Consider the following 11,961-nt stretch of genomic DNA (forward strand, 5'->3'; position numbering starts at 1 on the left):
TCGACTCTCTTCGTTCGTCGTATTTCCTTTATCTCCTACGGGGAATGGACTGCTACCCCCCCCACTTTGCGTTGCTAACCGGGCGCTTGCGCTTTTGTTCTTAAAGCATGATATACCTGCTTGGCAGAAAAATAACGGTACATTTTGAACCTTAATTAAAAGTATTTAAAAAAGGATGGAATAATGTTCACAGCAAGGCAAAAATTGGGTTATAGCTTTTCTGATGATTATTTACAATAGACATATGCTAAAGAGCATGAGATAGCAATGATATTTATATAGACTTCAAATTGAGGAGGATGAACATGGAAGCAAAAATATATAAAGGAACTAATAAATTAATTATTGGTATTGTATTTGGGGTAATTACGTTTTGGTTATTCGCACAGGCGATGGTTAATATCGTACCCGCAGTTCAAGCGGATTTAGGTGTTGACTTAGGTGTATTAAATATTGCTATTAGTTTGACATCACTATTTTCTGGAATGTTTATTGTGGTTGCCGGTGGAATGGCAGATAGAATTGGTAGAAAAAAAATCACCTATATTGGTTTAATATTAAGTGTTATCGGCTCATTATTACTTGTTTTGGCACAAGGGGCAACACTCTTAATAATTGGTCGGGTACTGCAGGGATTATCTGCTGCAGCTATTATGCCCGCAACAATTGCTTTAGTGAAAGCATATTTTGAAGGGGCGGAAAGACAAAGAGCACTTAGTTATTGGTCAATCGGTTCATGGGGTGGATCTGGAATTACCTCGCTTGCTGGTGGTGCTATTGCAACCTATATGGGTTGGAAATGGATCTTCATTTTCTCTATCATTTTCGCTTTACTTGCAATGTGGCTAATACGAGATGTTCCGGAAAGTAAAGCAGAGACAAGTGGTAAATTTAAATTTGACTTTGGTGGATTAGCTATTTTTATCGTAACCATGCTTGCAATAAATATTTTTATTACCCAAGGTGGAGAATTAGGGTGGACAAGCATAACATCTATTGTATTAGCCGCAATATCTATAATTGGTGTTATAGTTTTTGTGCGATTTGAAGCAAAACGAAGAACCGCTTTGATTGATTTCAAGTTGTTTAAAAGTAAACCTTATACAGGCGCTACGATATCAAACTTCTTACTTAATGCAGTTGCTGGTACATTAATAGTTGCAAACACGTATGTGCAATTAGGTCGTGGATTTACAGCATTTCAAGCCGGTATGTTGTCAATTGGTTATTTAATTGTTGTACTAACCATGATTCGTGTTGGGGAAAAGATAATGCAACGTACAGGAGCAAAAAAACCAATGGTGTGGGGATCGTTAATAACCATGATCGGGGTAGCTGTTATGGGGTTAACCTTCTTGCCCGATCTAATGTACACAATAATTGTGGTTATAGGATTTGTACTGTTTGGTCTAGGTCTTGGAATTTATGCAACTCCATCTACGGATACGGCTGTTTCTGCTTCACCTGATGATAAAGTAGGGGAGGCTTCTGGGATTTATAAAATGGCTAGTTCCTTGGGGAATGCATTTGGTGTTGCTATTTCAGCAACTGTGTTTAGTACAATACAGACAGTAAGCAGTGTTCATACTGCCGCCATGGTTGGTATAATAGCTAATGTTATATTTGCTGCAATATCCTTAATCTCCATCATGATACTTGTTCCCAATGATGGGAAGAAGGATCCAGGTCCATTGAACGAACAAGTGTTAGCAAAACAATAATATGTTGATATGGTAGTGTTGATGTTTTTAATCTACCGGTGTTTTACCATTAAGGAGGCTAATTAGATGAAGAGTGAATTAATGAAAATGCTTGAAGAACGAAAAGAAGAAATGATTGAAATCCGTCGTTTCTTACATGAAAACCCAGAGCTTTCATTTAAAGAGGAAAAAACAGCCGCATACATTGCTGATTTTTACAAAGGAAAGGATGTCGAAATAGAAACAAACGTAGGAAATGGTTTTGGAATAATTGTTACTATAAAAGGTGGAACAGAAGGTAAAACAATCGGCATTCGTGCTGATTTTGATGCTTTACCTATTCAAGAAGAGGCTGATGTACCGTTCAAATCAAAAAATGAAGGTGTTATGCATGCGTGTGGACATGATGCCCATACCGCTTATATGTTGATTTTGGCTGACTGTCTTATTCAATTGAAGGATCAATTAAAAGGAACGATAAAAATTATTCATCAACATGCTGAGGAGCAGCCGCCAGGTGGTGCGAAAAGCATTGTTGAGTCTGGGAAATTAGATGATTTGGATGCTATTTTTGGTATTCATGTCTTACCATTAGCTCCTGCGAGGGTAGTAGGGTACCATAGTGGATATTCCTTTAATGGTCGTAGTTATTTCAAATTGAAGATACAAGGTGTTGGGGGCCATGGATCTTCCCCAGATAAAGCGAATGACGCAATAGTTGCGGGAGCATATTTTGTTACAGCAGTACAAACAATTGTCAGTCGTCGCGTGAATCCAATGGATTCTGGCGTAGTAACCATTGGTTCTTTCGATGGTAAAGGAAGCTTTAATGTTATAAAGGATAGTATTGAAATTGAAGGGGACATACGTTATTCGGATAAGCAAACACAAGCTATTATTGACCAAGAATTCCATCGAGTTGTTAAAGGTATAGAAGAATTATTTGGGGTAACCTGTGAACTTACCTATACACCTGACTACCCACCACTATATAACGATCCAGAATTAACGGCATTGGTAGCTGAAACATTAAAAGCAGTTCAAGATAAAGATATAAAAGAAGTGAAACAGTTCCCTAAATTGTCGCCATCAGAAGATTTTGCTTACTACCTAGAAAAAATACCAGGTTCTTATTTCTATATTGGATGTACGCCCAATGGAGTAGAAGAACCATACTTTAATCACCATCCCAAATTTGATATTGATGAAGATGCAATACTTGTTGCAGCAAAATCAGTGGGATATGTTGTTTGTGGTTATTTTGACCAAGCATAGTTTGCCATGTGTAAACTAACAAAAGAAGCGGGAAATAGTAACCGCTTCTTTTGTTAGTTTTGGAAATTATAAAATAAACTACCTGTGGATAAATATCCTTTTATTATGTTAGAAGAGCGATAAAGGTGGATTCAACTATATGATTCCCATATGATACGAACTTACTTTAGCTTGTCTGCAATAGGGAAGCAAGTCAACTTTTTCAGTGTGACAAAAGCAACACCGAATTACTAAAAAAAGAGCCATAAACGGCTCTTTTCTTTTGTGCTTTTCCCATACATGGGTGTATAATACCACAGTGGTTTTGAAAATTATAGATTAGTATTTGCTAAATTGTTCATGCTAAGAGTGACTAACAAAATTGGGGGATTAACATGGCAAAAAAGAATAAATTTACTATTTATTTAACTGGAATTGCATCAAATCTAAAAGAGTCTGCTGACTATTTCTCAGATTATAAGGTTAAATCGGAAAAAGATTTGGCAATTTTCTCGAATAAGATGAAAGAATATGAGCATAAGGGTGATGAAATAATCCATGAAATGATTAAGGATTTAAACAGCACATTCATCACACCGATTGAGCGTGAAGATATTTTACATTTAGCCAATAGTATGGATGATGTGTTAGATGGTCTTGAGGAATGCGCAGCTTTATTTGAAATGTATAATATTACTGACATTAATCAGTATATGTTAAACTTTGTAAATGAAATTAAATTATGTACCTATGAAATATCGGATTCAGTAGAATTGCTAACTACTAAAAAGTTTAAAAATATTCGGGAAAAAGTAATAAAAATTAATGGTATAGAATCCAAGTGTGACGTTATTGAAAGAGAGTCTATTAAAAACTTATTTATAACTGAAAAAGATCCAATTCGTATCATTCAATACAAAGAAATTTATGAAAGTTTCGAGGAAGTTGCTGATGCTTGTGAAATGGTTGCCAATACCCTTGAGACAATCATCATGAAGAATGCATAAGAGGGGCTGAATGATGGATAGTATATTTTTAATCACGATGCTGATAGTTATATTTGCTTTAGTCTTTGACTTTATTAATGGATTTCATGATACGGCTAATGCAATTGCAACATCAGTTTCTACTAAAGCATTAAGACCTCGTCATGCAATTATTTTAGCCGCGGTAATGAACTTTGTTGGGGCTATGACATTTACGGGGGTTGCAAAAACCATAACAAAAGATATTGTTGACCCATTTACATTACCTAATGGATCAATTGTGATTCTTGCAGCACTTCTAGCTGCAATAACTTGGAATTTAATTACTTGGTATTACGGTATTCCGAGTAGTTCCTCCCATGCATTAATTGGTTCTATTGCTGGTGCTGCCATAGCTGCTGCTGGGTTTTCCGCACTCAGATGGAGTGGGTTTCTAAATATTATTGCTGCACTTATTATTTCACCTATTTTAGCTTTTGTTGTGGGATATATTGTTTACACCATAATTAAGTTTATATTCAAAAATGCTAATTTAGCTAAAACTAATCGTAACTTTAGGATGATGCAAATTCTTACTGCTGCTGTTCAATCCTATTCCCACGGTACAAATGATGCACAAAAAGCAATGGGAATCATTACATTAGCATTGATGACCAATGGTTATTTAACAGCACATGATGTGCCATTTTGGGTACAACTATCCTGTGCTACTGCAATGGGACTTGGAACATCAGTTGGTGGATGGAAGATAATTAAGACGGTCGGTGGAAAGATAATGAAAATCCGTCCAGTAAATGGTGTAGCGGCTGATATAACGGGTGCATCGGTAATTTTTGGTGCTACATTGATTCATTTACCTGTAAGTACAACCCATGTTATCTCTTCATCCATTATGGGAGTTGGGACTGCACACCGTGTCAAAGGTGTAAACTGGGGAACAGCAAAAAGCATGGTAATAACGTGGGTTATCACGTTACCCATCTCTGCAACGCTAGCCGGTATTTTATATTTAGTTTTATCCTTATTTATGACATAAACACAAATACAAAGATATTCTGCAATAATCTTGCGGAGTATCTTTTTTTGTTTAATAAAATTGTACAGGATTTATCCGAGAGTATTCACTCCAAAGCAGTACATTATCTAAATGGACAAAAGTGGAAATGGAATTTCATACTTAATACTCTCCCATTCTGTGAAAATACTATTCTTTTCTATGAATATATGTATAAGCTACAAAAAAATGGAAATAATTATTCTTAAAGATTACTTCGACTTAATGCGAAGAATAAATATAAGAGGTGACAGATTTGAAGAAATATGGTTTTCTTAGTTTGATAGGAATACTGTTAGTTGCTGCAATTGTTTTTCTTTTTGTCAAAGATGATGACTCAAAAGAAAAAGAAACGGAACAGGCAAATCAAGAACAAAATAATGAACCTGATGCAGTTCAGGTGTTCGAGGAGTCAATCGAAGTTGTTGCGTCAGATGACGGGAATATTAATGCTAATAAACTGTTCATTCCATGGACAATTAACAAGACTGAAGGTACATTTTATTTAAGTCAACGTGATGGAACGGTAGTTGAAATTGATGGTGACTTGGGATTAGTAGACGTTCAGGATGTAGAACTTTCGGAGGAGATATTTCATAAAGGAGAAGCGGGCTTTCTTGGCTTTACTTTAGCTCCTAATTTTGAAGAATCTAAAGGAGCAATTGCTTATCATACGTATGAAAAAGATGGAGAAATTTTAAATCGTATTGTCTCACTAGTTTTAGATGGTTCCACATGGAAGGAACAAAAAGTAATATTTGATAATATTCCAGGTGGGGAAAAGGATACTGGTGGTAGAATTGCGATAGGACCTGATGAAAAACTATACGTTACGACAGGTGTTGTAGGTGAAAATGAACTAGCACAAGAGTTAGATAGCCTAGCCGGAAAAATCTTACGTATGGAATTAAATGGTGACATGCCTTCTGATAATCCATTTGAAGATTCATATGTATTCTCTTATGGACACAGAAATTCTCAAGGGTTAACTTGGGATGGCCAAGGTAACATGTATAATTCAGAGCATGGTGAAGATGGTTTTGATGAAATTAACTTAATTGAAGCAGGTAAGAACTATGGTTGGCCTGAAATTCGAGGCGATGAAAAAGAAGAAGGAATGGAAACCCCGTTAGCACATTCTGGAGACAAAACATGGGCACCATCTGGTGTTGGGTTTAGCGAGGGTAAACTGTATGTTGCTTCATTAGCGGGGAAAAAAATATTCACCTATGATATTGCAACTAAGGCGATAGCAGATTTCTATGATGAAGCAGGACGTCTTCGTGATGTTTTCATTGAAGATGATGCATTATATGTTGTGACAAGCAATCAAGACAACCGTGGTGAGCCAACAGATAAAGATGATCGCTTGATTCATATTCCTTTAGTAGAAAAAACATCTGCTAACTAAATATTAAATAGAAAGAGGTAACTGCTTTTCAAGGCAATTACCTCTTTGTTTTCTGTTCTAGTAACTTTTGCTCTACTTCTTTCGCAGCCGTGTTGAATTTTGCGCGACTAGTAGTAGTTCTCTCACGAATGAGAATGAAACGCGAGCGGGATAGAGTTACTCTTAAAACTTCTAACAGTACATAATCCCGAATCATTAAAACATGTGCCCAGTCAAACAATGCATGAGCCCGAATCAGCAAAACATGTGCCCAGTCAAACAATGCATGAGCCCGAATCAGCAAAACATGTGCCCAGTCAAACAATACATGAGCCCGAATCATTAAAACATGTGCCCTGCAAACAATACATGTGCTCGAATCAGGAAACATGATCCTTTATAAACAATCCATGTGACCAGATTGAGAAACCACAGCACTTGTCACCGCACACTTTATACAAATCGTTTAACAACAATAATTTTAGAGAACAGACTTATTTTACTACTTATTTCTTGTTTATTAATGACTCTAAATATTTAACTACTGCATTAATTTCTTCTTCTGATAATGCTCCTTCGAATGGTGGCATATTTGCTCCGCCATTTTTAACTTGGGTAATTAATTGTTCTGTTGACCAATCGAGGTTGCTGAGTTTAGGTCCATTATGACCACCAGTACCTTCCGCACCGTGGCAAGCTAAACAATTGTTTTCATAAATTTTAAGTCCTTCTTGTACAACAGCATCCCCTTCAGGAGCTTCTGTCTGACCTTGGCTATTTTCATTATCCGTATCTTTGAAAAACGGAGACGTATTAATCCCTTCATCTGGTACATCGTCTAAGGCAGCATATTTTCCTTCTAATGAGAAGGTATAAATTTTATCCCCATGTTGTGTACCTGCAAGAGAGTTTCCTCCGGAGAATATGGATATATATTGTTTACCATCAACCTCATACGTCATAGGTGGTGCATTTGCTCCAGCATCTGTCATGAATTCCCAAAGCTGTTCCCCATTTGTTGCGTCATAAGCAATGATACGACCGTCATTATGTCCTACAAATAATAGGTCACCACTAGTAGTTAATGCACCACTATATGCGAGGTCATCCCATTCATTTTGCCAGACAATTTTATTCGTTTTTACATCAATTGCTGTAATCGTTCCACGGTTCGGGGCATTTTGAATTGGCTGCATTACACTACCAATCCAAGTTTGACCTTCCTTATACTCGTTAGCCTCGTCACCCTCATTGTGTGCATATGCGAAATACGTCCAATTTCCTAAAACGTAAAATAATTCTGTTTCAGGATTATAAGCTGAAGGTGGCCAGTTTGCACCACCTTGAGGAGAAGGTGTAATCGTCATTGGTTCGTCCCAGAATGGGGTAAACAAATCACCTATTTTATATTCGAATTCTTCACCACCAAGATCCTCTTTTATCATTTCTTCTGTTATCGTTTGTGGAACAAAGCTGTCTCCAACTGGATATGGTTGGGTGGCTGCAGTCTTCTGCCTTGCTTCCTGTGGAACTGGCCTATCTTCAATTCCTACAAGAGGTTTACCATTTGTTCGATCTAATAAGTAAACCCATCCGGTTTTACCAGCCTGTCCAACTCCTTTTCGCATTTCACCATCCATTTCCACATCAAATAAAATAACTGGATTTGGAGCATCCAAATCCCAAATGTCATGTTTTACTTCCTGGAAATGCCATTTATATTCACCATTATCCAAATCTAATGCAAGTATAGAAGCTGAAAAAAGATTATCTCCTTCTCGAGTACTTCCATCAAAGTCGGGTGATGCATTTCCAGTAGAAAAGTATATCGTGTTTAATTCAGGGTCGATTGCGGGTGTTTGCCAAATTGGCGCACCACCCTTTAGCCATGCATCGTTGTCCTGTGGCCATGTATCATGCCCTGTTTCCCCAGGGCCTGGGACTGTATAAGTACGCCAAATCTCTCGACCTGAATTGGCATCAAATGCTGCCATATATCCCCGAATACCATACTCACCACCTGCAACTCCAATATAGATTTTATTATCGTGATAAAGTGGAGCAGCAGTAATGGTGTAGCCTTTTTCCCAATCATCCAGTGTTGTTTCCCATAAAAACTTACCGGTTTTTTGGTCCAACGCTACTAATCTTGAATCCAGAAGTCCAACATAAACTTTACCATCACCTATACCCACACCACGGCTAATCCATCCACAACATGCTGTATCTAACCCGTCAGCTAATTGAGGTACATATTCCCAAATGATTTCTCCAGTAGTAGCATCCATTGCTTGGACAACATCGGCACCGGTAATATTAAACATAATGCCATCATAGACAAGCGGGGTTCCCTCCGCAGAGTATTTAAACTCTAAGCCTGAACCTAAGCTTGTTACCCATTCTAGCTTTAAATCAGCTACGTTAGAGGTATTGATTTTTTCTAATGTAGAATATCTTCGATTGTACATATCACCACCATGTGTTATCCAATCTGTACTTGGTGGTTTAAGTAATTGTTCAGAGGTGAATTTAGGAGCTAACTCACCTTGATATTCAGAGTGCTGGACCGCAGTATGGTCTTCTTTTTGAGTAGGTTCAGCCTCATTATTCTCAGTTGGTTGCTCATTTTCAGCCTGATTTTCCTCGGCTGGAGGTTCGTTTGTATCATCTTCAGCCATGTTTTGAAAAGCAAAGAATCCTATTACTGTTAAGATAGCAACAGCAACAATAACTATCCACATTTGTTTATCCATTTTCATACTCCTTCCTTAGGTATAACAGTTCTTTTGTAATTTGCCCGTATAATTACAAAATAATCTATTATAGGAGAATATCCCTAAAATAAATAATGTTCATTGTGACTTTTTTCACAGGCTTGTGTTGTGGAAGCCGATATGATAGGGGCAGTTAAATAAATCTTCAATTTGAGGAGGTCATTAAATGGTACAAACAGCAGCATGGGTAACAAGTTTAGTATTCATGAGTTTAGTTTTTGTAGTTTATGCAGTAGTAGCATGGAAGTCAAGGGAGAAGAGTGATTACGAACAAGTTAAGAAAAAATGGACCAAGGCTAGAAAAATATATGCGACATCTCTAGTCACGGTGTTATTGGTAGTTTGTATTTATACATTACGTGAACTTCCCTATGATCTACCAATTTACGGGGATGATCAAGACCCTACCGTTGTTGATGTAGAGGCAGTCCAATTTGGCTGGATTATGAGTGAAACAGAATTCAAGGTTGGAGAACCAATCGAATTTGATGTAACAAGTAGTGACGTAACCCATGGTTTTGGTATTTATGATGAGGATATGACGATCATTGCACAAACACAGGCAATGCCGGAATACACAAATACTGTATATATAACATTTACAAAACCAGGTACGTATAAAATCCTTTGCATGGAATATTGCGGACTTGCTCACCATTATATGGTAAGTGAAATTACCGTAACAGAATAAAGGAAGGAGTGTCTAGAATGAGTACAGCAATTGAAAATAAAAAATTGAAATCAAATAACAAACTAGTTTCAACCTCTTTATTACTTGGTGGAGTATTAATCGCTGTTATGATGATATTTGGTATATTAATGCTTCTTGCACAAGGGGGAGTAATTGATGTATCAGACGCTGCATTCTATCAATTCTTAACGATTCATGGAACCGGAATGGTAGGAGCTGCAGCACTCGCAGCTGCTGGAGTAATGTGGTATTTCTTAAATCGATATGTGGAACTGTCTAAAAAAATATTTATCTGGTTTTTAGGACTAGTATTAATCGGAGTTGTTTTGGTAGTTATCGGGGTGTTTTCATTTAAATATGCTAGTGCATGGACATTCCTATATCCATTACCTGCTATATCAGCAAATGCATGGGGAGTAACTGGCGCTCTATTATATCTTTTCGGTATGCTTATATTAGGTACAGGTTTCTTACTATTATATATTGACACAGGTAGAGCCATTATTAAAAAATACGGAAGTCTTGGCAAAGGTTTAGGTTGGGATGTTCTTTCTGGCAAAAAGAAAGTGAGTGATGCACCACCTAAAGCGGTTGTGGCAAGTACAATGGTTACGATTGTAAACACGACTGCCTTAATTGCAGGTGCAGCTGTTCTAATTATGAACATTATCAATGTAATTAACCCTTCATTTACTTTTGATCCAATGTTAGCTAAAAACCTAACTTACGCTTTTGGACATATCTTTGCTAACGCAATTATTTATATGGGAGTTATTGTCGTATATGAGCTATTACCTAAGTATGCAAATCGTCCTTGGGCGGTTTCAAAGCTTTTCCTAGTAGCTTGGACAATGTCGACAGCATTTACTTTAGTTATCTATACACACCATATGTTAATGGACTTTGCAATGCCAAAATGGATGCTTATCATGGGGCAGGCATTATCCTATGCAAATGGTTTACCAGTTCTTGTCGTAACAGCATATGGTGCATTAATGGTCGTTTATAAATCAGGTATTAAATGGGATATGGCATCAGGTCTAGCGTTTCTATCTATGTTTGGTTGGACAGTTGGTGTTGTACCGGCTGTAGTCGATGCAACAATCGTAGTTAACCATGTTATGCACAATACCAAATGGGTACCTGGGCATTTCCATATGTACATGGGTCTAGGTGCAGTCGTTATGTTATTCTCCTTTACTTATTATTTGGCAAAAATTGATAGTAATGTAAAAGAATCTAAATTAGACAAGATAGCATTTTGGTGCTACGCAATTGCAATGTTCGCAATTAGTGCTCAATTCTTAGTTTCAGGTGCATTAAGTACACCAAGACGCTGGGCAATTCATTATCCGGGTTGGATGACTCCAGCAGTATTTGGAGCTATCGCAGGAGTATTTCTAGTAATCGCTACAACTATATTCATTATTCATTTCGTGCGTTATTTGAAGAATAGAGGAACAGTAGGAAGCGGTTTGAATGAACAAAAACCTGCGTAACGTTATACTAATTTGTTTTAGTATCGTTCTTAGTTTCTTTCTGTTTTACTTTGGAACAAATGGATTCCAAGCATTCACAGCGGAGAGTGCTAGAATCAATCGACTGATGGAAGAAAAGCCTATATTTCCAGATGTAACCTTAGAGGACAGCAAAGAAAGAGTTTATCCTTTTTCTGAATTTAAGGGTAAGTATGCCATGCTAACGTTTATTTACACATCTTGTACAGATGTTTGTCCTCAGCTAGAAATGAATCTAGCTGAGGTCTATAATCAAGTTCCGAAAGAATTACTTGGGGAAGAGATAGTCTTTTTGAGTGTTAGCTTTGATCCGGAACGCGATAATCCAACTACATTGGAAAAGTATCAGTACTTTTTTAACAGTGATGGTGAGACTTGGAGAATGGCTCGGATAAACAATCAAGAGGAGTTAGATTCTTTACTAGATGAATTTGGTGTAATTGTAATTCCTGATGGTGAGGGTGGATTCACCCATAATTCAGCATTCTATTTTGTTGGTCGTGACGGAGAGTTACTTGAAGTGATGGACTATAAAAAGACAGAGGCAGCAGCAGATAAGGTAATAGATACACTTCTAAATGATATGGAGGGATAG

The 11,961-nt window shown here is 37.2% G+C and carries 10 protein-coding genes; 8 read left to right on the top strand and 2 right to left on the bottom strand.

Going from position 1 to position 11,961, the window contains the following annotated elements; genetic code table 11:
- Positions 1 to 305: 305 nt before the first annotated feature.
- The 5 genes from K332_RS21750 (at position 306) to K332_RS0100940 (ending at position 6,405) form a co-directional block, all read left to right on the top strand.
- Positions 306 to 1,721, top strand: coding sequence for an MFS transporter (locus tag K332_RS21750; protein ID WP_051359305.1), 1,416 nt, complete (start codon positions 306 to 308; stop codon positions 1,719 to 1,721).
- Between the two features lie 66 nt (positions 1,722 to 1,787).
- Complete coding sequence (locus K332_RS0100920) at positions 1,788 to 2,975, top strand: amidohydrolase (RefSeq protein ID WP_026905733.1); 1,188 nt, start codon at positions 1,788 to 1,790, stop codon at positions 2,973 to 2,975.
- Between the two features lie 368 nt (positions 2,976 to 3,343).
- The gene (locus K332_RS0100925; RefSeq protein ID WP_156914123.1) at positions 3,344 to 3,961 is read left to right on the top strand and encodes a DUF47 domain-containing protein; all 618 of its coding nucleotides are present in this window, start codon (positions 3,344 to 3,346) and stop codon (positions 3,959 to 3,961) included.
- A gap of 13 nt (positions 3,962 to 3,974) precedes the next feature.
- Positions 3,975 to 4,976, top strand: a complete 1,002-nt coding sequence (locus K332_RS0100930; protein ID WP_026905735.1) for an inorganic phosphate transporter — start codon at positions 3,975 to 3,977, stop codon at positions 4,974 to 4,976.
- 265 nt (positions 4,977 to 5,241) lie between these two features.
- Entirely contained in the window at positions 5,242 to 6,405 is a 1,164-nt protein-coding gene (locus K332_RS0100940) for a PQQ-dependent sugar dehydrogenase (RefSeq protein ID WP_245604613.1), read from the top strand.
- A 37-nt stretch (positions 6,406 to 6,442) separates the two neighbouring features.
- Here the strand turns inward: K332_RS0100940 and K332_RS0100945 are convergent, their stop codons facing one another.
- Together K332_RS0100945 and K332_RS0100950 are read right to left on the bottom strand one after the other, a co-directional pair.
- Positions 6,443 to 6,727, bottom strand: a complete 285-nt coding sequence (locus K332_RS0100945; protein ID WP_026905738.1) for a hypothetical protein — start codon at positions 6,725 to 6,727, stop codon at positions 6,443 to 6,445.
- Between the two features lie 163 nt (positions 6,728 to 6,890).
- Positions 6,891 to 9,137: an outer membrane protein assembly factor BamB family protein gene (locus K332_RS0100950; RefSeq protein ID WP_026905739.1), complete on the bottom strand. Its 2,247-nt coding sequence runs from the start codon at positions 9,135 to 9,137 to the stop codon at positions 6,891 to 6,893.
- Between the two features lie 187 nt (positions 9,138 to 9,324).
- Here K332_RS0100950 and K332_RS0100955 point away from each other — a divergent pair, with 187 nt between their 5' ends.
- The 3 genes from K332_RS0100955 to K332_RS0100965 are packed head-to-tail and all read left to right on the top strand — an operon-like array spanning position 9,325 to position 11,961.
- Complete coding sequence (locus K332_RS0100955) at positions 9,325 to 9,849, top strand: cupredoxin domain-containing protein (protein WP_026905740.1); 525 nt, start codon at positions 9,325 to 9,327, stop codon at positions 9,847 to 9,849.
- A 17-nt stretch (positions 9,850 to 9,866) separates the two neighbouring features.
- The gene (locus K332_RS0100960; RefSeq protein ID WP_051359306.1) at positions 9,867 to 11,348 is read left to right on the top strand and encodes a cbb3-type cytochrome c oxidase subunit I; all 1,482 of its coding nucleotides are present in this window, start codon (positions 9,867 to 9,869) and stop codon (positions 11,346 to 11,348) included.
- Positions 11,329 to 11,961, top strand: a complete 633-nt coding sequence (locus K332_RS0100965; protein ID WP_026905742.1) for an SCO family protein — start codon at positions 11,329 to 11,331, stop codon at positions 11,959 to 11,961. Before K332_RS0100960 ends, K332_RS0100965 begins: the two co-directional genes overlap by 20 nt.

It is taken from the genome of Paucisalibacillus globulus DSM 18846 (assembly GCF_000482485.1).
Taxonomy (GTDB): Bacteria; Bacillota; Bacilli; order Bacillales; family Amphibacillaceae; genus Ornithinibacillus; species Ornithinibacillus globulus.

Bases quoted from the DNA above. Each gene is read 5' to 3' on its own strand.
- K332_RS0100945 (WP_026905738.1), bottom strand. From the start codon at position 6,727: ATGATTCGGGCTCATGTATTGTTTGACTGGGCACATGTTTTGCTGATT.
- K332_RS0100955 (WP_026905740.1), top strand. From the start codon at position 9,325: ATGGTACAAACAGCAGCATGGGTAACAAGTTTAGTATTCATGAGTTTA.
- K332_RS21750 (WP_051359305.1), top strand. From the start codon at position 306: ATGGAAGCAAAAATATATAAAGGAACTAATAAATTAATTATTGGTATT.
- K332_RS0100960 (WP_051359306.1), top strand. From the start codon at position 9,867: ATGAGTACAGCAATTGAAAATAAAAAATTGAAATCAAATAACAAACTA.
- K332_RS0100920 (WP_026905733.1), top strand. From the start codon at position 1,788: ATGAAGAGTGAATTAATGAAAATGCTTGAAGAACGAAAAGAAGAAATG.
- K332_RS0100930 (WP_026905735.1), top strand. From the start codon at position 3,975: ATGGATAGTATATTTTTAATCACGATGCTGATAGTTATATTTGCTTTA.
- K332_RS0100950 (WP_026905739.1), bottom strand. From the start codon at position 9,137: ATGGATAAACAAATGTGGATAGTTATTGTTGCTGTTGCTATCTTAACA.
- K332_RS0100965 (WP_026905742.1), top strand. From the start codon at position 11,329: ATGAACAAAAACCTGCGTAACGTTATACTAATTTGTTTTAGTATCGTT.